This window comes from Alistipes sp. Marseille-P2263 (genome assembly GCF_018101075.1).
Lineage (GTDB): Bacteria > Bacteroidota > Bacteroidia > Bacteroidales > Rikenellaceae > Alistipes > Alistipes dispar.
The window spans coordinates 22,560-44,159 of record NZ_JAGQEJ010000010.1 but is presented as its reverse complement, the minus strand read 5'-3'; the positions used below and the strand labels follow the sequence as shown (position 1 = coordinate 44,159).

Sequence of the window (21,600 nt, the reverse complement as noted above, 5' to 3'; positions counted from 1 at the left end):
TTGCATTCGTCTTCTTCGCGGCCGCCGCACAGGCGTACCGCCCCGGGTCCGCAGCCGTCAGGCCATCGCCCGCACGATCTCGTCCACGATCCGCTCCGCGGCGTCGGGACGGGCCAGCGCCTCCAGACGGCGGCTCATCTCCGCCAGCGCCTCCCGGTCGGCGAGCAGCTCCAGCGCCCGCGGCATGGCCCGCGTCCGGCACTCCGCATCGGGAATCACCACGGCCGCCCCCCTGCGCTCCAGCGCCCGGGCGTTCTTCGTCTGGTGGTCCTCCGCCACGTTGGGCGAGGGGACGAAAACGACGGGCTTCGCCACGAGGCAAAGCTCCGAGACGGTCCCCGCGCCGCTGCGCGAAATCACCAGATCGGCCGCCGCATAGGCGTAATCCATGCGCTCGATGAAGGCTCCCTGCCAGACGTGCGCCGCGGGGTGCGCCGCCAGAAAGGCCTGCATCTCCCGCTCGTAGTACTTGCCCGTCTGCCAGATCACCTGCACCGGGGCCGTGCCGCCGGTCTGCACGATCCACGCCTTCATCATCTCGTTGAGCGAGCGCGTACCGAGCGATCCCCCGACCACCAGCACCGTCGGCAGGCCGGCCGTCAGGCCGTAATGCCTCAGCGCCTCGGCACGGTCGGCTCCCTCCTTCGAGAAACGGCCCCGCAGGGGATTGCCCGTGAGCACGATCCGGTCGGCCGGGAAGAAGCGTTCCATCCCCTCGTAGGCCGTGCAGATACGCCGCGCGCCGCGCGCCAGAATCTTGTTCGTCACCCCCGCGTAGGAGTTCTGCTCCTGGATTACGGTCGGCACGCCCATCCGCTGCGCGGCCCACAGCACCGGTGCGCTGGCGTAGCCTCCGAAGCCCACCACGACGTCGGCCCCGAACGTGCGGATCGTCCGCCGCGCCTGCCGCAGCGACCGCAGCACCTTGAAGGGCACGGCGAGGTTGTGCCAGTCCATCCGCCGCTGCAACCCCGCGATCGGAAGCCCCACGATGCGGTAGCCCAGCGCCGGAATCTTCTCCATCTCCATCCTGCCCTCGGCGCCCACGAACAACAGTTCGACCTGTTCGCCGAAGCGGCGCTTCAGCGCCTCGGCCACCGCCACGGCCGGGTAGATATGGCCCCCCGTGCCGCCTCCCGAAAGTATAATGCGTTTCATATCTTCTGCGTTTTCCTGTTTCGTTCCGCACGGAGCGTCACTGTCCCCAGCCGCCCCTGTCCAGCGACCGGTAGTTGATCGCCTCGGCCACGTCCGACGCCCCGATCCGTCCGCGTCCCGCCAGGTCGGCGATCGTGCGCGCCACCCGCCGGATGCGGTCGTAGGCCCGGGCCGAGAGCGCCAGCCGCTCCATCGCCCGCTCCAGCAACGCCGCCGACGCCGCGTCGAGACGGCAGTATTCGGCCAGCATCGCGCTGTTCATCATCGCGTTCGTATGCACGCCCGGCAGGTTGCGGAACCGCTCCGCCTGCATCCCGCGCGCCCGCACCACCCGTTCGCGGATCGCCGCGCTCGGTTCGCCCGGGGCCGCGGCCGCGAGTTCGGCGGGCGCCACGGGCGTCACCTCCACATGCAGGTCGATGCGGTCCATGAGCGGGCCCGAAATCCGGCCCATATAACGGTGCACCGTCCCCGGCGAACAGACGCACTCCCGCGCCGGATGGTTGTAATACCCGCACGGACAGGGGTTCATCGCCGCCACGAGGATGAAGTTGGCGGGATACTCCACGCTGTACCGCGCCCGCGAGACGACGACCCGCCGCTCCTCAAGCGGCTGCCGGAGCACCTCGAGCACGCTGCGCCCGAACTCGGGCAGCTCGTCCAGAAACAGCACCCCGTTGTGGGCCAGCGACACCTCGCCCGGACTGGGCGACTGTCCGCCGCCGATGAGCGCGACCTGCGACGTGAGGTGGTGCGGCGCCCGGAAAGGCCGACGCGTCATCAGTCCGCCCGCCGCGGCGATCTTTCCCGCCACGGAGTGTATCTTGGTCGTCTCGAGCGCCTCCTCGGGCGTGAGCGGCGGCAGGATCGTCGGCAGCCGCCGCGCCAGCATCGTCTTTCCCGAACCGGGCGACCCGACGAGAATGACGTTGTGGCCGCCCGCCGCAGCGATCTCCAGCGCCCGCTTGGCATGTCCCTGCCCCTTCACGTCGGCGAAATCCTCGCCGTAACACGTCCCGGGGAACGCGGCGTCCTCCCCCGCTGCGGGACGGGCCGGCGCGATCTCCGTCACGCCGTTCAGGCAGTCGATCACCTCGCGCAGCGACTCCGCGCCGAGCACCTCGACGCCCTCCACCACGGCCGCCTCGGCGGCGTTGTCCGCCGGCAGCACGATCCGCCGCAGCCCGGCGTCGCGGGCACGAATCGCCAACGGCAGCACGCCCCGCACGGGCTTGAGCGACCCGTCGAGCGACAGCTCCCCGACGAACATCGTATCGGCCACGGCGCCGGCCGCGACGCGCTCCATCGCCGCGAGAATCCCCACGGCGATCGGCAGGTCGAAGCCCGAACCCTCCTTGCGCAGGTCGGCCGGCGCAAGGTTCACGACCACCTTGCGGCCCGACATGCGCTCCCCGGAGTTCCCGAAGGCCGCCCGGATGCGCTGTTCGCTCTCCTTCACGGCATTGTCGGGCAGCCCCACGAGGTACATGCCCAGACCGCCGCCCGTGATATCGACCTCGACGGAGACCGCCACGGCGTCGATTCCGGAAATGGCTCCGGCATAGGTGCGAACGAACATATCCGTATCGTTTATGCGTTGTCGCGCCGGAACGGGACCGCCCCGCCCGGCGCTAAAAATTTCCGTCAGAACGGCGCCTCCTCGTCGAGCGAGCGGGGCGTCAGGTCGAACTCCGAGCTCCCGACCGAACCCAGCCCGCCGCCGAATCCGGTCCCGGGAGCGCCGCCGAATCCCGTCCCCGGCACGGAGTTCGAACCGCTGGCGTAGTCGTCGTAAGCCTGCCGGGCGTCGGCCGCCTGCGCGGGCGGCAGCATCGAATCCTCCAGATCGGCGAAGCGCGCCTGCTCCTTGAGGAAGCGCAGGTTCACGTCGCACACCGCGCCGTTGCGGTGCTTGGCCAGGATGATCTCGGCCATGCCCGCCGTGGGCATTCCGTTCTCGTCCTGATTGATGCCGTAATACTCGGGACGGTGGATGAAGGCGACGATGTCGGCGTCCTGCTCGATGGCCCCCGACTCGCGGAGGTCCGACAACTGGGGCCGCTTCGACCCGCCGCGCATCTCGGTGGCGCGGCTCAGCTGCGAGAGGGCGATCACCGGCACGTTCAGCTCCTTGGCGATGGCCTTGAGCGTGCGCGAAATGAAGGCCACCTCCTGCTCGCGGTTGCCCTTCGTGTCCTGGTTGCCGGTCATCAGCTGGAGGTAGTCGATGATGATGATCTTGATGTCGTTGTGAATCTTCAGCCGCCGGGCCTTCGAGCGGAACTCGAAGACCGACAGCGCCGGCGTGTCGTCGATATAGAGCGGTGCGGCGCCCAGCGGCTTGGTGGCCGATTCGAGATGACGCCACTGCTCGGGCGTCAGACGGCCCGACTTGACGTCGTTGCCCGAAAGCCCCGTCTCGGCGATGATGAGTCGCATCATCAGCTGCACGGCCGACATTTCGAGCGAGAAGAACGCCACGCCCTGCTCGTGGTCCACGGCCATGTTGCGGGCCATCGAGAGCACGAAGGCCGTCTTGCCCATCGACGGACGCGCGGCGACGATGATGAGGTCCGACAGCTGCCAGCCGAGCGTCACGCGGTCGAGGGCCATGAAGCCCGACGGCACGCCGTTGAAGGCGCTCGTGTTTTTCGACGCCTCCTCGATCTGCATGAGCGCGCGGGCCAGGATGTCCTTCGACGACTGCACCGAACGCTTGACGTGCCCCTCGGCGACCTTGAATATCTCGCCCTCGGCGAATCCGATCAGGTCCGTCACGTCGGTCGATTCGTCGTAGGAGCGTTTCTGGATTTCGGTGGCCGAACGGATCAGCTCGCGCTGCACGTATTTCTGGGCGATGATCTTGGCGTGGAACTCGACGTTCGCGGCCGAGCCGACCTTCTGCGTCAACTGCGCCAGGTACGACGCGCCGCCCACCTTCTTAAGCTCCTTCTTGACCTTCAGCCGCTCGGTCACCGTGTAGAGGTCGATCGGCTTGAGCTCCATCGACAGCTCCTCGATGGCCTTGTAGATCAGCCGGTGCTCCTCCGTGTAGAAGGCTTCGGGCGTGATGAACTCCTGGACGGCGATGATACTGTCCTTTTCGAGCATCAACGCGCCCAGCACGGCCTCCTCCAGCTCGACGGCCTGGGGAGGGACGTTGCCGGCCGTATCGGTCAGCGCCGCAAACGCCTCCCGGTTGCGGGAGGAGGGGGTAAAATCTTTCGCCATGAAGTTATCGAAATCTTTCGAAGGTCAAAAGTAGCGATTCGGGCGGACATATCAAAACGGTGCGCCCGGAGTTTTTCCGAAAAAGGTCCGTTTCGCCCCGCCGCGGACCGCTACTCCTTCACTCCCAGCTCGCGGCGCGAGACGGCCAGGGCCGCGATGCTGACGCGGCAGCCGGGCGCGGCGCGCAACATCTCGGCCGCGCACGACAGGAGCGTGCTGCCCGTGGTCATCACGTCGTCCACCAGCAGCACGTGCCGCCCGGCCAGCCGCTCGGGACGGCGGACGGCAAAGGCCCCTTCGACGTTCGCGGCCCGCTCGCGGCGGGACTTGAGGGCCTGGCTGGCCGTATTGCGCTTCCGGCCGACGCTCCGGCGGTCCACCTCCACGCCCAACTGCCCGGCGATCCCCTCGGCGATGTATTCCGACTGGTTGTATCCTCTCCGGCAGCGCTTGAAAGGGTGCAGCGGAAGAGGCACGACCGCCTCCACGTCGTCGTACAGCCCGCTCTCCTTCAGGCAGCGGCCGTACCAGGCGCCCATCTCGCGGGCCGCGCGCCATGCCCCGCGGTACTTGAAGGCATGGATCAGCCGCCGCCACCCGCTGCCGCGGACGAAAAAGAGGAAACCCGAGGCCCGCTCCACGGGGACCAGTCCCCAGCACTTGCGGAACACCGGGTTGTCGGCCTCGCGCCAGTAGCCCGTCAGCGGCGCCGTCGCGCGGCACAGCGTGCAGACCGTGCGCTCCCCGCGGGCGAGAGGCTCCCCGCAGACGGCGCACCGCCGCGGAAAGAGCAGCGACGCCGCATCGCCGAACAATTCACTGAGGATCGACATTGACGACGACGGTAACGGATTTGTATTCGGCCTGCCGGGAGAACGATTTCAACTCCTCCGCGAGGATCTCCCGCGCACGGGCCGACGAAGCGCCGCTCTCGACCTTGAGCAGCAGCCCCACGAGGTATTCGCCGCGGATGCGGTCCACGGGCGGGGCCATCGGCCCCAGCACGCGGCGGCCGAAGCGCGCGCGCAGCCGGGCGGCCAGTTCCAGCACGCCCCGCCGCAGCAGCATGGGGTCGCGGTGGCGGAGCGTGAGGGCCGTCAGCCGGGCATAGGGCGGATAGAAGAAGGCTTCGCGCTCGGCGAGCTGCGCGAGGGCCATCGCCTCGTAATCGCCGGAGGCGACCTGTCGGATGACGGGATGCCCCGGCTCGGAGGTCTGGATCACCACCTCGCCCGGCTCGGAACGCCGCCCGGCCCGGCCCGCCACCTGCGTCATCAACTGGAAGGCCCGCTCGGCGGCCCGGAAGTCGGGATTGTTGAGCAGGTTGTCGGCGTTGAGAATCCCCACCAGCGAAACCCCCTCGAAATCGAAACCCTTGGTTATCATCTGCGTGCCGACCAGAATATCGGTCCTGCGGGCCGCGAAGTCGGCGACGATGGCGTTGAAGGCCCGCTCGGAGGTCACGCTGTCGCGGTCCAGCCGCGCGACGCGGGCTCCGGGAAAGATCCGGGCCACCTCCTCCTCGATCTTCTCCGTGCCGAAACCCACCGGCACGACATCCGTCACGCGGCACGACGGACATTTCGCCGGAACCCCCTCCGTATGACCGCAGTAGTGGCAGACGAGCTTTTCGCCGCCCTTGTGGTAGGTCAGCGTCACGTTGCAGTGGGGACAGCGCGCCGTCCAGCCGCACTCCGTGCATTCGACATAGGGCGAAAAGCCGCGGCGGTTCTGGAACAGCATCGCCTGCCCGCCCCGGGCGAGCGTCTCGCCGATGCGATCCAGCAGCAGCTTGTTGAAATGGGCGTACCGCTCGCCGCGGCGCGCGGCGCGCAGCGTGTCCGAAATCAGCACTTCGGGCGGCCGGGCGCCGCCGTAACGCTCCCCCAGCACGGCGCGGCCGTACTTCCCGCTCCGGGCGTTGAGCCACGTCTCGAGCGAGGGCGTGGCGCTTCCGAGCAGCGTGCGGCCTCCGAACAGGCGGGCCGTCACCACGGCGCAGTCGCGGGCGTTGTAGCGCGGCGCGGGATCGGACTGCTTGTAGCTGGCGTCGTGCTCCTCGTCCACGATGACGAGCTGCAACCGTTTGAGCGGCAGAAAGATCGCCGAACGCGCCCCGACGACGAACTCGCCCCCCTCGGAGCGGCCGAGCCGCAGGAAGGTCTCCGTACGGCGGCGGGGCGTGAGTTTCGAATGATAGGGGGTGACGCGGCTGCCGAAGATGCGCTCCATGCGCTCGATGAGCTGCGCCGTGAGGGCGATCTCGGGAACCAGCAGCAGCACGTCGCCGCCCCGCGCCAGCACCTCGGCGATCAGGTGGATGTAGATTTCGGTCTTGCCCGACCCGGTGACGCCCTGCAGCAGGGCCGTGGTCTTTCCGGCGGCGAACTGTCCGCGCAGGGATTCCAGCGCCGTCTGCTGGTGCGCCGTCAGCTCCGGAAGGCGGAAGACCGCGCCGCCGCGCTCGACCGAACGTTCGCGCCGGGTGCAGACGACGTATTTCTTGCGCCGGAGGGCGTCCAGCACGGCATGATCGGCCCGGAGCAGACGGCGGGCCACCTCGCCCGTCGCAATGCGCGTCTCATCGCCGGCCGCGGCCAGTTCGAGCAGCGCTTCGTACTGTTTCGGGGCGCGCCGTTCGATTTTCTCGCAGATTTCGTGAAAACGGCCCTCGTCGCGGAGTTCCGCGGCCAGCGACACGTAACACTCGGTACGGGGACGGAACTCGTCGTCGGAGAACTCCTCCTCCGTGTCGCCCGAGGGCTTCATCAGGGCGGGCAGCGCCACGCGCATCACCTCCCCCAGGGAGCACATGTAGTACGAGGCGATCCACTCCCACAGGGCCATCTGCTCCGGCGAGAGCAGCCGCATGCCGCCGTAAAGCACGCGGGAGACGGATTTGACGGTCCTGAAATCGGGACGGCGGTCATGCACCCGCCACACGATCCCCGTATAGATCCTTCTGCGGCCGAACTGCACCGCCACGGCCTCGCCCCCGGCGACAGCCACGCCTTCCGGCAGGGCGAACGTGTAGGCGGGCTGCGCCAGCGGAAGAACTATGTCGGCATAGCGGGGCATCAGGGTTTGCTGATGGCCTGGAATCCCTTGCCGTAGACGCCCATGACCGAACCGACGGACATGAAGGCATTGGGGTCGATGGTCTTGACGAACTTGAGGATCGTGGCCGTCTCGCGCTTGCGGCAGACGACCATCACCACTTTCGACCGCTCCTTGGTGTACCACCCCTGCGAATCGAGCAGCGTCACGCCGCGGTGGATGTTCTGCACGATGGCGTCGGCCATCTTCTCGTAGTCGTGCGTCACGATGAGCACCTGGCTCGACTGCTGGTTGCCGGCCATGATCATATCGACCGTATAGCCCACGACGGCGGTCATGACGTAACCGTAGATCACCGTGTCGATGTTGAAGCCCACCAGCAGCGACGACCCGATGATGATGAAGTCCGAGAAGATGAGAATCTTGCCGTAGCTGATCGTGCGGTACCTGTTGATAATCATGGCCACGATGTCCGTGCCGCCCGTCGAGCCGCCCTGCGCGAAGCACATGGCGATGCCGATGCCGGCCAGGATGCCGCCCAGGATGACGGCCAGAATGCGTTCCAGATGAAGGAAATCCCCCTCGGGCAGCACGTCCTGCCAGAAATTCATGCCCAGCGAAATGACCACCACGCAGAAGATCGTCTTCACGCCGAAGTTCCACCCCACGATGAAGCCCGCCACGAGCAGCAGGATGGCGTTCAGCACGAAGACCATCGTACCGATCTGGATGTCCACGCCGATCTGCCCGAGCGCGCTGCACACCACGAGCGAAAGGCCCGCCGCACCGCCGCCCGTTCCCTTGACGGGCAGGATGCAGCCGATCCAGCCGAACGAATAGAGCATCATGCCCACGGTCATCAGGAAATACTCCTTGACGCTCTTCAGAACGGTCTCCATAGTAAGCGTTTTCATAGCCGACACGCAATTTAACGATTATGCCACAAAGGTATAAAAATTTCGCCTTGATAGGCGTTCCGCTCCTCCAATCTTTTTTCGAGCATCGCCCACAGTTGCTCGTTGCGCACCAGCCCCCAGTTGCGACCGTAATGGTAGCGCGGCGGAGCCTCCGAAGCGAAGCGCTCGACGACCAGATCGGGCCGCAGGCGGCGGAGGATTTCGACGATCAGATCGAGGTACTCGCCGATCTCCCAGAAACGGAACCGCGCGGGGTCGGCGTCGTACTCGGCGGCCATCGGCGTCCCCCGGAAGACCTGCAACTGGTGGAACTTCACGGTCGTCAGCGGCAGGGCGTTGATCCGTTCGGTCTGTCCGACGAGCTGCTCGTCCGTCTCGCCCGGAAATCCGAGGATGAAATGCGCGCCGACGGGAAGCCCCCGCGCCGCGGTCCGCTCGACGGCCCGGCGGGCGCAGTCGAAATCGTGGCCGCGGTTCACGGCCCGCAGCGTCCGGTCCGAGGTGGACTCGATGCCGTACTCCACGGCCACGTAACGGTCGCGCGCGATGTCGCACAGCAGGTCGAGCGTCGCCCCGTCCATGCAGTCGGGGCGCGTGCCGACGACGATGCCCGCCACGTCGGGGTGCGCGAGCGCCTCGCCGTAGAGCGCGCGGAGCCGTCCGGGCGGCGCGTAGGTGTTGGAATAGGACTGGAAATAGACCAGGTAGCGCTGCGCCGTGCGGTAGCGGTTGCGGTGGAAGTCGATCCCCTCGGCGATCTGCCGCGCGACGCTCTTCCCGCCGCCGCAGTAGGAGGGCGTGAAGGCCCCGTTGTCGCAGAACGTGCAGCCGCCCCGCCCCACCGTGCCGTCGCGGTTGGGGCACGTGAAACCCGCATCGACCGAGAGTTTCTGCACCCGGCCGCCGAACAGCCGGCGGAAATAGCCCGCATAGGAGTTGAACCGCCGCGTATCGCCCCACGGGTAGATCGTCCGCTGCGCCACTACTCCCGGTTTTTGGAGTCCATCCAGATCGTGACGGGCCCGTCGTTCACCAGCGCGACCTGCATGTCGGCCCCGAAGCGGCCCGTAGCCACGGGGCGCCCCGACAGCTCGGCCACACGGGCCGCGAAACGTTCGTAAAGCGGGCGCGACACCGGCTCGGGAGCGGCCCGGACGTAACTCGGGCGGTTGCCCTTGCGGGTCGAGGCCAACAGGGTGAACTGGCTCACCACGAGCACCTCGCCCCCGGCCTGCACGACGTCGCGGTTCATCACCCCCGCCTCGTCGTCGAAGATGCGCAGCCGCACGAGCTTACCCGCCAGCCACTCCACGTCCTCCCCGCCGTCGTCGGGCCCCACGCCGACGAAGACCAGCAGTCCGGCCCCGATCCGGGACCACGCAGCGCCCCCGATTTCGACGGAGGCGCCCTTCACGCGTTGAATGAGCAATCGCATGGCGTCACGGATTTTCGAAATGGGCCCAGAGGTTGTCCCCGGCCGGCACGGGGGCCGTGACCGACACCGGGCTGCGGCGCACGGGGTGTTCGAACTCCACGCGGCGCGAATGGAGCGAAATGCCGCCGCCGGGCAGCGACCGCTTCGCGCCGTACTTCAGATCGCCGCGGATCGGGCAGCCGATCTTCGACAACTGCGCCCGGATCTGGTGATGGCGGCCCGTGATGAGCTCGACCTCGACGAGCGTGTAGTGCGTGCCGACGCCGAGCGTCGCATAGCGCAGGCGCGCCTGCTTGGCGTCGCCCTTCGGAGCGTCGAAGGCCCGCGAACGGTTGGTCCGCCCGTCGCGCAGGATGTAGTGGAGCAACTCGCCGCTCTCGGGATCGGGCGTGCGTTCGGTCAGCGCCCAGTAGGTCTTGCGGATGCGCCCTTCGCGGATCATCTCGTTGAGCCGCACGAGGGCCTTCGAGGTCTTGGCGAAGAGCACCGCGCCGCTCACGGGGCGGTCGATGCGGTGCACCACGCCGAGGAACACCGCACCGGGCTTCGCGTCGCGGCGCTTGATAAACGCCTTGATCTGGTCTTCGAGGGCGCTTTCGCCCGAGGGGTCGGGCTGCACCAGATCGCCCGCATGCTTATTGACCACCAGCAGGTGGTTGTCTTCGTAGAGAATATCGTTCGGGTCAAACATAGGCAGGAATCAAGAGGCGGAGGCGCGGCCGGCCGCGCCCCCGGGATGAACCGTATCAGAGGACGAAGGCGAAAGGCAGCAGCCTCGCGGCCGAATCGACCGCCGAAGCCGACCCGCCGCCGCTCATCACCACACGCATGGGCACGCCCTGCCGCCGCTCGACATCGACCATCACCTGCCGGCACTGCCCGCAGGGATAGCACTCCCGCGCCGAGGGGTCCGACGCGATGGCCAGCGTCTCGACCGGATCGTCGGGGTAGTTGGCCTGGGCGTAGAAGAGCAGCGAACGTTCGGCGCAGAGTCCCGCGGGATAGACCTCGCTTTCGAAATTGCTGCCGCAGAGAATCCTGCCGCTGCGCAGGCGCGCGGCGGCTCCCACGCGGAATTTCGAGTAGGGCGCATGGGCGTTGGCCGTGGCCCGTTCGGCCTCGGCGACCAGCCTGCGGTCGGCTTCGGGAAGCTCCGCGAGCGCCGCATAGTGTTCGTAGTCGAAACTGAATCGCTTTTCCATAACTCTCCTGTTTTAACGGGTTTTAACGGGGCGAAGCAAGCAAAGATAGTGCGAATATTCGGGTTTTCCGAATTTCGGTCCGTTTTTCTCCGTCCGGAACCGGAAAGAGGACGCCTTGCGGGCGTCCTCTCCATCCGGCACGGGCCCGGAGACCCGGTTATTCGAGCACGAACTTCGCCTGCACGCCGTATTCGAGCCTGATGGTCTTGAAGTCGAGCGGCTCGTCGGCCGAAGCGGCCTCACCGGCCGCGGCCCCGAAGGCCTTGGCGCTGCGCATGACGATCATGTTGTCGTAATAGGTCGGCATCACGTTGTTGTTCGAATCGTAGATATAGAAGCATTTGCCGATGCTCTGCCCGATGGCTTCGGCCATTTCGCAGGCGCTCTGCCGCGCGTTGCGCATCGCCGCGAGCCGCACCTCCTGCTTGTAGGCCTCCAGTTTCGAATGCGAGACCTTCAGGATCGAGACGTTCGAAATCCCCAGGGCGTCGAGCGCCTGCCAGACTTTCGCCACCTCGGCCGCGGAGCCCAGCTGCAACTGGTACTTGGCCGTGGCCACCGAGGTGTTCTTCTTGAAGAATTCGCTCGAGAGGTTGGCCACCTTGAGCTGCTTCTCGACATCGACGCCCAGCTTCCTGAGCGCGGCGATCATGTCGCGCTGCTGGCTCTCGACCGAAATCCGGCCCTTCGAGTCGCGCTCGTTGATGACCACCTGAAGGTAGAACTCGTCGGGAGTGATCTCCTTCTCGGCCCGGCCGTTCACCTGGATATAGCTGGGGTACGCCTCCTGCATCTGCGCCATCGCGGGGAACGCCATCAGGGCGGCCACCGCCAATACGATCAATCGTTTCATAGCTTTTCGTCTTTTAGGTTTTCGGAAAATTCCTTTGCAAATAAAACGCCGGAACCGGAAGGATACTGCATCCGCGGCGGGTCGTTTCACCCGCCGATCCGGCCGTTTCGCCCCGGCGGTCAGCGCCGCACGAGTTTGACGACATTCTCCACGTGGTGCGTATGGGGGAACATATCGACCGGCTGCACCGCCTCGACGCGGTAGGCGCCGTCCATGAGCGCCAGGTCGCGCGCCTGCGTGGCGGGATTGCAGCTCACATAGACGATGCGCTGCGGCGCGGCGCGCAGGATGACCCCGATGACCGGTTCGTCCACGCCCGCCCGCGGCGGGTCGAGGATGACGACGTCGGGGCGGCCGTTCGCCGCGATGAAATCGTCGTCGAGCACCGCCTTCATGTCCCCGGCGTAGAAGACCGTATTGGCGATGCCGTTCACCTCGGAATTGATCCGCGCGTCGGCGATCGCTTCGGGCACGTACTCCACGCCCACGACCTTGCGGCAGTGCGCGGCGCAGAAGTTCGCGATGGTCCCCGTGCCCGTGTAGAGGTCGTAGAGCACGTCGCCGGGCCCGAGCGCCGCGAAGTCGCGCGCCACCTTGTAGAGTTCGTAGGCCTGCTCCGAATTGGTCTGGTAGAAGGACTTGGGGCCCACCTTGAATTGCAGCCCCTCCATCCGTTCCACGATATGATCCTTGCCGCACCAGAGCACCGGGTCGAGGTCGCCCACCGAGTCGTTGAGCTTCGTATTGACCACGTAGAAGAGCGAGGTGATCTGCGGGAAGGAAGCGGCGAGGTGCTCCATGAGGGCCCCGATCCGCGGACGGTCGTCGGCGCCGAAGACCACGACGACCATCACCTCGCCCGTCGAGGCCGTGCGCACGATCATGTTGCGCATGAGGCCCGTATGCGTGCGGGCGTTGTGAAACGTATAGCCGCGCTCCATGCAGAACCGTTTGGTTTCCAGCCGGATCGGATTCGACGGATCGGGCTGCAACCAGCAGCGGCGGATATCGAGCACCTTGTCGAACATGCCCGGGATGTGGAATCCCGCGGCGGGCGCGGCGCCGATCTCGCCGCCCGCCCCGATCTCCTCGCGCGTGAGCCAGCGGCGGTCGGCGAAGGTGAATTCGAGCTTGTTGCGGTAGAACTGCGTGCGTACCGAGCCCAGACACGGCGCAATTTCGGGCAGCGCGATCCTGCCGATGCGCGTCAGTTGGTCGCGGACCTGTTCGGTCTTGAAGCGCAACTGCTCCCCGTAGGGCAGGTTCTGCCACTTGCAGCCGCCGCAGACGCCGAAATGCTCGCAGAAGGGCTCCTCGCGCAGCGGCGACCGCTTCACGTAACGCACGACGAAACCTTCCATGTAGCGGCGGCGTTTCGACCGGATCTGCACGTCCACGACGTCGCCCGGCACGGTCATCGGCACGAAGACCACCACGTCCTGCCAACGCCCCATCGCCTTGCCTTCGGCGGCGAGCGTCGTTATCTCGAGCCCCTCGATCAGGGGATAATTCGCTTTCTTTCTTGCCATTTCGATTTATGCTTTGCACCGCAAAGTTAGAAACAATTCGGATTCCGGCCGCCGGAAACGGGAATTTTCCGTTCCGTCACCCCGCCAGAAACTCCCGCGCGAGGGCGACGGCGCGGCGGAAGGCGCGCTCCTGCCCCGGCACGGTGACGAAGAGATGGACCGCTCCGGTCAGCTCCTCGCGCCGAACCGCCACGCCCAGCCGCAGCAACCGCTCCGCGAAGGCCTCCCCCTGGTCGCGGAGAATATCCCGCCCGGCCGCCACGAGCAGCAGCGGCGGCAGCCCGGCCAGTTCGGCGTCGGAGGCCGCGGCGGGCGAGACGAGCGGAAACTCCTCCCGGCCGGATGCATAGGCCAGGGAGAAGGTCTCCATCAACGTCCCGTCGAGCGCTGCGCCCTGCCCGTAACGCTTCCACGAGGCCGATCCGTCGGCCCGGGCCGTCACCACGGGGTAGAACAGCACCAGCGACCGCAGCGGCGGCAGGCCCTCGGCACGGCGGCGCAACGCAACGGCCAACGCGAGGTTTCCGCCCGAGCTGTCGCCCCCGACGGAGACCCGCTCCGGCGAACCGCCCCATTCGGAGGCGCGCCGCAGGGCCGTCTCCACGGCCCGCATGCAGTCGTCCAACCCCTGCGGAAAAGGGTGTTCGGGCGCCAGCCTGTAATCCGCGGCCAGCACCAGCACATGCCCCGCAGCCGCCAGTTCGGCGCAGAAACGGGCGCAACTGCCGATTCCGCCCAGCACCCAGCCGCCGCCGTGGAAATAGACCAGCAGCGGCAGCGGCCCGGAAGCGGAAGCGGCATGCGCGGCGGAAGAGACGGGAACGACGGAGGTAACGGACGCAGAAGGCGCAGCGGGGACGTAAAGCATCATACGGGGTGCGATCCGGACCGCCCGGACCCCTTCCGGCAGCGGCGGCATTCCGTTCCGCGAACGCCGCACCTCCGCAAGGGCTCTTCCGTCGCCCGCGGCCGCCTGCCGGACGGCCCGGCGCCAGCGCTCCTGCCATCCGGCGGGCAGGGAGGCCAGGAACGCATCGGCCTCGCGGCGGAAAACCTCCTCGCCGGCTGCGCAAACATCCGGCCGCATCATGCCTCCGGATGTTTGCGCAGCTTCGCCCGCTGCCGCACGCCCCCGAGCCAGAAACCCAGCGCGAAGGGGCCGCCGAGCAGCACCGCGAGCGCCAGCACGACATACAGCAGCACCCGGCCCACCAGCCCCGGCACGGCGTCGAAGGCCGTCGAGAGCAGGTCCTCGCCCGTGGTGCGAAGCTGCTCCACGAGCGCCTCGCGCTCGCGCGAGACATACGACTGCAACTCCATCCGCTGCCGGTCGAAGCCCGAGAAGGCGTTGTCCACCGAGACGTCCATCGTCCAGAGCAACTGCGTCGCCTGTTCGTTGAGCTCCTCCAGCACGCGGTCCGAAATCTCGGGCAGGTGCTCGGCGACGGCCACCATGCGGCGGAAATTGCGGTCGAGCGAATCGAGCTGCGCACCGATCCGGTCGCGCAGGCTGTCCTGCGCGAGCCGCATCTCGATCAGGTCCTTCGACCAGCCGACACTGTTCGAGAGCTGCTGCGTCTGGCCGCTCACGCGGTCGTTCACGTCGGCCAGCACCTCGGCGATCGACCCCACGGCATAGGCCGGCTCGACACCGTTCTCCCGGAGGAACTCGAGCCACGCGAGGGTCGTGTTGTCGGCCCCGTCGCTCTCCGCAACGGGGTTGTCGCGCATGAATTCATCGACGAACCGCTCCATGAGCGCATACCGCTCCGCAGGGAGCAGCCGCCCGGCCAGCCGTGCGGCCCGGCGGTCGAGCCGTGCGGCCGTCTCCCGCGCGATGCCGCTCTGCGCTCCGAACAGCAGCGAGTCGGGGGTCGCGGCGAAGCCCTCGTTCATGCGGCGGCAGAGAATCCAGAGGTCGGCCATCGCCACGTCGGGAATGCTCTGCATGGCGGCCGTCACTCCGGCGCGCGTGGCCCGTATCTTCCACCGCACGGCCGCCGTGCGGACCTCCAGACGGTCCGACGCCCCGATGATCGAGTCGGCGGCCCGCGCCACCTCGCCCGCCATGTCGTAGTAGAACCCGCGGGTCATCGTCCTTACGTTCATCTCCTCCTTCGAGAGGGGATCTCCCGTGGCCACCGCCACCTTCAGCAGCGAACAGCCCGTCGAGGCCGCCGCGAAAAGCGCGAGCGGCAGGCCCCATAGCATCCGTTTCACATTCATCGTCCGTTCCGTATTTTATCGCACCGCCCGCGGATGTAGCGCACGGCGGCGGGATGGCCCGCCTGGGGCATGTTGCCGTGGTCGTAGCCGTCGAATTCGAGCAGCCGGACGTCGGGATGGCCCGCGATGCGCAGCATCCGCCAAAAGTAAGCGTTCTCCTCGTAGCGGCCCAGCATCTCCAGCTCCCTGTCTCCCGAGAGGAGCAGCATCGGCGGGGCGTCGGCCCGCACGTGGAAAAGCGGGGCCATGTCGTCCACGAGCGGCTGCCCGGCGGGCATCCCCAGTTCGGCGCGGCGCGTGAAGTGCGTGACCGCCTGCCCGCTGTAAGGAATCACGGCCGCCACGGCCCGGTCGGGATCCAGTCCCTGCGCCGCGAGCCAGCGCTTGTCCAGCCCGAGCATCGAGACGAGGTAACCGCCCGCGGAGTGCCCCGCCAGAAAGATCAGTTCCGGATCGCCGCCGTAGGAGGCGATATGCCGCACGACCCATGCCACGGCGGCCGCGGCGTCTTCGAGACAGCCGGCCACCGGGGTCTGCGGCGAGAGGCGGTACTCCACCCCCGCGACGGCGAACCCTCCGGCGAGCAGCTCCTCGGGAATCTCGCGGCGGCCGCCCGTCAGACCGCCGCCGTGAAACCAGACGACCGTCGGAAAGCCCTCCGCTCCGGCGGGGCAGACCAGATCGAGCCGGCACATCGGATCGTCGCGGAGCGAATCCCCCGCCTCCCGGTAAGGCACGTCGCGCACCGTGCGGCACGCCTCCGGCTGCGCGACGCAGAAGAGCGGCAAAAGCAGGGCCGAAACCCAGCATCCCAGCAATCGTTTCATCCGTTACCTATTATTATCGAAAGCCTGCCGCACACGGCGGCGTCCGCATTCCGCGGCCGCTCCTCCGGCCCGGCCGATACAAAGATACGAAATTAAATCCGGAGCGGTGCGGAAAACGGACGAACGAAAGCGGCGAAATCCCGTTTCAGGCCGCAAAATGTTCCGTTCGGCCCGGCGACCGACGCGGAAAGGCTTCCGGACACGTTAATATCGGTTTACCAAAACCGAGGGGGGGGCAATTTTCACGATCCTGACAATCAGCCGTTTTACGATATACCCCATTTACTATTTCCCTTACTTTGGCCGTCACAGGCTTGAATAACTCCCGCGAGTTGAGTTACTTTGTGTACCGAAAACTTCCCGGCGGAAAAACCATCCGGCGGAACCTGAAAAACCGATGAACCCGACTTATCCGACTTCGGAAAAACCGACTCCGAAATCCATGCGCCCGTATGCAGGCGGCAGGCCTCCGGTTCCTGCCGCCGCGATGCGTTCCGCCCCTTTCCGTCCCCGCCCCGAAGGGCGCGTCCGCACGGGAGGGACGGCTTTCCGCGACAGGACGCCGGAGCGGCCGATCACATAAAACGCCCGAACACCGACCATTCACTCAAACTTATCATTAACCTAATAACCCAAGTACATGAAAAATTTCTACCGCAAATGCCGCCTGCACGTGTGGCTCGCCTGTCTGACGGCAGGTCTGGGGCTGCTGTCGTGCTCCGACGACGAGGGGGGGGGAAAATTCGGGCTACCGGCCCGATCAGCCCATCGTACTCGAATCGTTCTACCCTAAAACCGGCTCGATAGCCACCCAGGTCATCATCGAGGGCCGGAACTTCGGCACCGACGCCAAAGCCCTCAACGTCTATTTCAACGAGAAACGGGCCGCCGTCATCTCCTCGACGGGAAACCGCATGCTCGTCCTCGCGCCCAAGCTCCCGGGCGAAGAGTGCGTCATCTCCGTCTCCATGGGCGAGAACGAGGAGAACAAGGCGCAGTTCGACGAAATCTTCGAATACATCATCCAGACCAACGTCTCGACCGTCGCAGGCGGCGAGAAGGGAACCGACATGCCGGCGGGAACCTCGTCGCTGACCGGATCGTACTTCGCGCAGAAACCCGAATCGGGCATCGCCGTAGATGAGAACGACAACCTCTACGTGCGTTTCAAGACCGACGACGACGGAGGCACGCACCGCGTCTATATGATGAGCGAGGAGGCCAACAGCATCAAGGTCCTCAACGACTTCAGCATCCTGGTGACGGGCATTCTGCTGGGAACCGACCTCGCCACGGGCGACGTTTACTGGTATCACGCCAACATCGGCAACAAGGAATACGGCTATTTCGACCCCGCGGCCGACTACGCCAACACGAAGATGGGCGACATCAAGTGGGACCACGACCTGTTCTACACGGACGGCAACTTCGCTCCCGTATGGAACGCCATCCAGACCTTCACGATGAGCCCCGCCGACCACAAGTTCTACTTCTACACCAACGAGGGCGTGGTGGCCCGCTGGGACCCCGCCACCGGAGCCGGCGAGAACCTCACGCCGTCCGAGCGGTTCATCGACTCGCAGGGCGACATCAAGGGCGTCGTCTTCGACCCGAGGGACCCCAACATCGTCTATTTCTCCAACAAGGACCACCACTGCATCTACCGGCACGACATCGCCGCCGGAACCATCGAGGTATGGGCCGGCCGGAAAAACACGTCGGGCTATCTGGACGGACCGCTCGCCGAGGCGCAGTTCAACCAGCCCGGACAGATGGCCGTCGATCCCGAAGGGGAGGCCATCTACGTGACCGACACGGAGAACCACTGCATCCGCAAGATCACCCTGTCGAACGGGTACGTCTCGACCTTCGCCGGAACCCCCAAATCGTCGGGCTACCAGAACGGTCCCGCCGACATGGCCAAATTCAACAAGCCGATCGGGCTGGCGATCACCTCCGAGGGCAACCTCTACGTCGGCGACAGCGAGAACTACGCCATCCGCCGCATCGCCATCGAATAAGCAGGTCCCATTCAACAAACCCAAACAGACATGAAGCGATTTCTAACGATATGCGTCCTGCTGTTCGCCTTCGCGGTGCAGGCGGGCGCCCAGAACAAACAGCAGCCGGCGATCACGGTAAACGGTCAGGTCGTCGATTCGAACGACATGCCCATCGTCGGCGCCACGGTCTATATCAAGGACGAGCCCGGCACGGGCAACATCACCAATTCGGAGGGCCGTTTCACGCTCAAGGCCAAACTCTACAACACGCTGGTCGTATCGTTCGTGGGTTACGAGACCGTCGAACAGATACTCACCTCGGACGACGACGTGAAGATCACCCTCAAGGAGGGCAACGAACTCGAAGAGGTCGTCGTCGTGGGCATGGGCACGCAGCGCAAGGTCAGCGTGACGGGCGCCGTGGCCGTGGTGGACACCAAGGACCTCGAGCTGCCGGCGACGAACATCGTCAATACCCTCGGCGGCCGCGTCCCGGGCGTGATCTCCGTCCAGTCGAGCGGCGAGCCGGGCCGGAACATCTCCGAATTCTGGGTGCGCGGCATCGGCACGTTCGGCGCCAACAGCGGCGCACTCGTGCTCATCGACGGTCTGGAGGGCAACCTCAGCCAGATCGACCCGGCCGACGTGGAGAGCTTCTCGGTGCTCAAGGACGCCGCAGCGACGGCCGTCTATGGCAGCCGCGGCGCCAACGGCGTGGTGCTCGTGACCACCAAGCGGGGCAAGGAGGAACAACTCAAGATCACCTTCCGCTCGAACTACACCATCTCCGAGCTGCGCCGCCTGCCCAAGTACGTGAACGCCATACAGTATGCCGAAATGGCCAACGAGGCGGCCGCGGCCGACGGACTGAGCCCGATCTACGACAACACGCAGATGGACATCATCCGCTACGGACTGGACCCCGACCTCTATCCCGACATCGACTGGCAGGACGTGATCCTCAACCCCACGTCGTTCCAGCACACGCAGTACGTCAGCGCGCAGGGCGGCGGCAGCGTCGCACGCTACTTCGCCAGCCTGGGCATGTCGCAGGAGAGCTCGGCCTACAAGACCCTCGACGACAGCAAATACAGCAAGGGCGTCGGCTACGACACCTATAACTTCCGCACCAACATCGACATCAACCTCACGAAAACGACGCAGGTCTATCTGGGCGCCACGGGCTTCATGTCGGTGAGCAAGCGCCCGAGCATGGGCAAGCCGTACAGCCGCGCCGAGTCGATCCAGACGCCCCTGACCAACTGGCTCTGGGATTCGCAGGCCAAGACCACGCCGCTGATGTACCCGCTGCGCTATTCGAGCGGCGAGCTGCCCGCCTCGGGTTCGGACAGCGACATTCCGCCCCACGTGCTGCTCAACTACACGGGCAACACGGTGGAGAACCAGAGCCGCACGCTCTTCAACATCGGTGTCAAGCAGGATCTGAACATGATTACCGAGGGGCTGAGCGTACAGGCCACCGGCTCGTGGGATTCCCAGACGCTCTTCGGCGAAAGCCGCTACTCGATGCCGGCCCTCTATCTGGCCCGCGAGCGCAACCAGAACGGCGAGCTGATGCTCTCGCAGCAGGTCACCGAACAGTCGGTGCAGTACAACTCCGAGGCATGGAACTGGCGCAAGCTCTACTTCGACGCGAAAGTCAATTACGACCGCGCCTTCGGCGACCACCGCGTAGGCGGCCTGCTCTTCTATTATCTGGAAAGCACCACCGAATCGGGCGCCGACAGCTCGATGAATGCCATCGCCAAGCGCTACCAGAGCCTTTCGGGCCGCTTCACCTACGGCTTCAGGGACACCTACTTCCTCGACCTGAACTTCGGTCTGAACGGTTCGGAGAACTTCCAGAGCGGCAAGCAGTACGGCTTCTTCCCGGCCGTGGCCGTGGGATGGGTACCCACGCAGTACGAGTTCATGAAGCGGATCAAGTGGATCGAGTTCATGAAGATCCGCGCCTCGTACGGTCTGGTGGGCAACGACCGCATCAGCAACCTGCGCTTCCCCTACCTGACGATCATCAAGGAGACGACCGACACTACGCCGTGGGGCGGCTCGGGCGTACTGACCGAGGAGCGCGTGGGCGCCGACAACCTCATGTGGGAGAAGGCCAAGAAGCTCGACATCGGTCTGGACCTCCACCTTTTCGGCGGACAGTTCACCATGACCGTAGATTACTTCCGCGACCGCCGCGAAGGCATCTTCCAGCAGCGCGCGCAGATTCCCGACTACGTGGGCGTGATCACCATGCCCTACGGCAACGTCGGCGGCATGACCTCCTGGGGCGGCGACGGCAACTTCGAGTATTTCCAGCCCATCGGCAAGAACGCGCACTTCACCCTGCGAGGCAACTTCACCCTCTCGAAGAACAAGATCGACAACTGGGAGGAGGCCACGCAGCCCTATCCCTACCTGAGCAAGACCGGGTTCTCGAACGACGTGCAGCGGGGATTCGTCGCGCTGGGGCTGTTCAAGGACCAGCAGGACGTGGACATGTCGCCCGAACAGTTCGGCACGGTGCGTCCCGGCGACATCAAGTACAAGGACGTGAACGGCGACGGCGTGATCACCGACGACGACCAGGTGCCCCTGTTCGCCTACTCCGGCGTCCCGCAGTTCATGTACGGCTTCGGCGCCGAGGTCCGCTACAAGAACTGGACGCTCAACGTGCTGTTCAAGGGCACGGGCAACAACTACTTCCTCTACGGCGGCAAGGACGGCTCGAAATTCGACGGCTACATCCCCTTCAACCAGGGTTACAAGGGCAACGTGCTGACGCTGGCCTACGATCCGGCCAACCGCTGGACCTCGGCCGAATACTCGGGCAACAAGGCCACGGAGAACCCCCACGCGCGCTTCCCGCGCCTCTCCTACGGCAACAACGCCAACAACACCAAACCCTCGACCTTCTGGAAGGGCAACGCCCGCTACCTGCGCCTGCAGGAGCTGAGCCTGAACTACAACCTGCGCACGCCGGGACTGCGCAAGGCGCTCGGCCTGCAGTCGATCGACTTCCAGGTCATGTGCGAGAACCTCGCCGTATGGGACGGAGTGGACATCTTCGATCCCGAGCAGGCCATGGACACGGGACACGCCTACCCCATCCCGCGCCGCTTCTCGCTGCAGATTTACCTGAACTTCTAATCC

The 21,600-nt window shown here is 66.0% G+C and carries 17 protein-coding genes; 2 read left to right on the top strand and 15 right to left on the bottom strand.

The annotated features are described in order from the left end of the window. Positions 1-57 precede the first annotated feature (57 nt). From murG to KB554_RS11470, 15 genes are all read right to left on the bottom strand, one after another. Entirely contained in the window at positions 58-1,158 is a 1,101-nt protein-coding gene (murG, locus tag KB554_RS11540; protein ID WP_141428571.1) for an undecaprenyldiphospho-muramoylpentapeptide beta-N-acetylglucosaminyltransferase, read from the bottom strand. A gap of 37 nt (positions 1,159-1,195) precedes the next feature. Continuing rightward, a complete protein-coding gene (locus KB554_RS11535) occupies positions 1,196-2,737 on the bottom strand; it encodes a YifB family Mg chelatase-like AAA ATPase (RefSeq protein ID WP_211036254.1) in 1,542 nt (513 codons plus the stop codon). A 65-nt stretch (positions 2,738-2,802) separates the two neighbouring features. After that, complete coding sequence (gene dnaB / locus KB554_RS11530) at positions 2,803-4,389, bottom strand: replicative DNA helicase (protein WP_211036252.1); 1,587 nt, start codon at positions 4,387-4,389, stop codon at positions 2,803-2,805. A 110-nt stretch (positions 4,390-4,499) separates the two neighbouring features. Beyond that, positions 4,500-5,222 carry a ComF family protein gene (locus tag KB554_RS11525; protein WP_141428566.1) on the bottom strand — a complete coding sequence of 241 codons (723 nt, stop codon included), beginning with the start codon at positions 5,220-5,222 and terminating at the stop codon, positions 4,500-4,502. Then, the gene (gene priA, locus KB554_RS11520) at positions 5,206-7,467 is read right to left on the bottom strand and encodes a primosomal protein N' (RefSeq protein ID WP_211036250.1); all 2,262 of its coding nucleotides are present in this window, start codon (positions 7,465-7,467) and stop codon (positions 5,206-5,208) included. The genes KB554_RS11525 and priA overlap by 17 nt, the downstream gene beginning before the upstream one ends. Next, the gene (locus KB554_RS11515; RefSeq protein WP_211036248.1) at positions 7,467-8,360 is read right to left on the bottom strand and encodes a YitT family protein; all 894 of its coding nucleotides are present in this window, start codon (positions 8,358-8,360) and stop codon (positions 7,467-7,469) included. Before KB554_RS11515 ends, priA begins: the two co-directional genes overlap by 1 nt. A 14-nt stretch (positions 8,361-8,374) precedes the next feature. Continuing rightward, positions 8,375-9,331 carry a TIGR01212 family radical SAM protein gene (locus KB554_RS11510; RefSeq protein WP_211036334.1) on the bottom strand — a complete coding sequence of 319 codons (957 nt, stop codon included), beginning with the start codon at positions 9,329-9,331 and terminating at the stop codon, positions 8,375-8,377. Between the two features lie 14 nt (positions 9,332-9,345). Further along, the gene (gene dtd / locus KB554_RS11505; protein ID WP_211036246.1) at positions 9,346-9,798 is read right to left on the bottom strand and encodes a D-aminoacyl-tRNA deacylase; all 453 of its coding nucleotides are present in this window, start codon (positions 9,796-9,798) and stop codon (positions 9,346-9,348) included. 4 nt (positions 9,799-9,802) lie between these two features. After that, on the bottom strand, positions 9,803-10,489 hold the full coding sequence (locus KB554_RS11500; RefSeq protein WP_141428559.1) for an RNA pseudouridine synthase: 687 nt from the start codon (positions 10,487-10,489) through the stop codon (positions 9,803-9,805). A 55-nt stretch (positions 10,490-10,544) separates the two neighbouring features. After that, complete coding sequence (locus tag KB554_RS11495; protein WP_141428557.1) at positions 10,545-11,000, bottom strand: cytidine deaminase; 456 nt, start codon at positions 10,998-11,000, stop codon at positions 10,545-10,547. A gap of 157 nt (positions 11,001-11,157) precedes the next feature. Further along, on the bottom strand, positions 11,158-11,853 hold the full coding sequence (locus KB554_RS11490; protein ID WP_211036244.1) for an SIMPL domain-containing protein: 696 nt from the start codon (positions 11,851-11,853) through the stop codon (positions 11,158-11,160). Between the two features lie 119 nt (positions 11,854-11,972). Continuing rightward, positions 11,973-13,382: a 23S rRNA (uracil(1939)-C(5))-methyltransferase RlmD gene (gene rlmD / locus KB554_RS11485; protein ID WP_211036242.1), complete on the bottom strand. Its 1,410-nt coding sequence runs from the start codon at positions 13,380-13,382 to the stop codon at positions 11,973-11,975. A gap of 76 nt (positions 13,383-13,458) precedes the next feature. Continuing rightward, positions 13,459-14,472, bottom strand: coding sequence for an alpha/beta hydrolase (locus KB554_RS11480; protein WP_211036240.1), 1,014 nt, complete (start codon positions 14,470-14,472; stop codon positions 13,459-13,461). Continuing rightward, positions 14,469-15,608, bottom strand: coding sequence for a hypothetical protein (locus KB554_RS11475; protein ID WP_242116341.1), 1,140 nt, complete (start codon positions 15,606-15,608; stop codon positions 14,469-14,471). The genes KB554_RS11480 and KB554_RS11475 overlap by 4 nt, the downstream gene beginning before the upstream one ends. Beyond that, a complete protein-coding gene (locus KB554_RS11470; protein ID WP_211036238.1) occupies positions 15,605-16,435 on the bottom strand; it encodes an alpha/beta hydrolase in 831 nt (276 codons plus the stop codon). Before KB554_RS11470 ends, KB554_RS11475 begins: the two co-directional genes overlap by 4 nt. Positions 16,436-17,202: 767 nt before the next feature. Between KB554_RS11470 and KB554_RS13420 the strand changes: the two genes are divergently transcribed. Next, positions 17,203-18,456 carry an IPT/TIG domain-containing protein gene (locus KB554_RS13420; protein WP_302431488.1) on the top strand — a complete coding sequence of 418 codons (1,254 nt, stop codon included), beginning with the start codon at positions 17,203-17,205 and terminating at the stop codon, positions 18,454-18,456. Between the two features lie 30 nt (positions 18,457-18,486). Continuing rightward, complete coding sequence (locus KB554_RS11460) at positions 18,487-21,597, top strand: TonB-dependent receptor (RefSeq protein WP_141428546.1); 3,111 nt, start codon at positions 18,487-18,489, stop codon at positions 21,595-21,597. Positions 21,598-21,600 lie beyond the last annotated feature (3 nt).

Excerpts from the sequence above, each read along its gene's own strand:
- murG (WP_141428571.1), bottom strand. The coding sequence starts at position 1,158 with ATGAAACGCATTATACTTTCGGGAGGCGGCACGGGGGGCCATATCTAC.
- KB554_RS11535 (WP_211036254.1), bottom strand. The coding sequence starts at position 2,737 with ATGTTCGTTCGCACCTATGCCGGAGCCATTTCCGGAATCGACGCCGTG.
- dnaB (WP_211036252.1), bottom strand. The coding sequence starts at position 4,389 with ATGGCGAAAGATTTTACCCCCTCCTCCCGCAACCGGGAGGCGTTTGCG.
- KB554_RS11525 (WP_141428566.1), bottom strand. The coding sequence starts at position 5,222 with ATGTCGATCCTCAGTGAATTGTTCGGCGATGCGGCGTCGCTGCTCTTT.
- priA (WP_211036250.1), bottom strand. The coding sequence starts at position 7,467 with ATGCCCCGCTATGCCGACATAGTTCTTCCGCTGGCGCAGCCCGCCTAC.
- KB554_RS11515 (WP_211036248.1), bottom strand. The coding sequence starts at position 8,360 with ATGAAAACGCTTACTATGGAGACCGTTCTGAAGAGCGTCAAGGAGTAT.
- dtd (WP_211036246.1), bottom strand. The coding sequence starts at position 9,798 with ATGCGATTGCTCATTCAACGCGTGAAGGGCGCCTCCGTCGAAATCGGG.
- KB554_RS11500 (WP_141428559.1), bottom strand. The coding sequence starts at position 10,489 with ATGTTTGACCCGAACGATATTCTCTACGAAGACAACCACCTGCTGGTG.
- KB554_RS11495 (WP_141428557.1), bottom strand. The coding sequence starts at position 11,000 with ATGGAAAAGCGATTCAGTTTCGACTACGAACACTATGCGGCGCTCGCG.
- KB554_RS11490 (WP_211036244.1), bottom strand. The coding sequence starts at position 11,853 with ATGAAACGATTGATCGTATTGGCGGTGGCCGCCCTGATGGCGTTCCCC.
- rlmD (WP_211036242.1), bottom strand. The coding sequence starts at position 13,382 with ATGGCAAGAAAGAAAGCGAATTATCCCCTGATCGAGGGGCTCGAGATA.
- KB554_RS11480 (WP_211036240.1), bottom strand. The coding sequence starts at position 14,472 with ATGATGCGGCCGGATGTTTGCGCAGCCGGCGAGGAGGTTTTCCGCCGC.
- KB554_RS11475 (WP_242116341.1), bottom strand. The coding sequence starts at position 15,608 with ATGAATGTGAAACGGATGCTATGGGGCCTGCCGCTCGCGCTTTTCGCG.
- KB554_RS11470 (WP_211036238.1), bottom strand. The coding sequence starts at position 16,435 with ATGAAACGATTGCTGGGATGCTGGGTTTCGGCCCTGCTTTTGCCGCTC.
- KB554_RS11460 (WP_141428546.1), top strand. The coding sequence starts at position 18,487 with ATGAAGCGATTTCTAACGATATGCGTCCTGCTGTTCGCCTTCGCGGTG.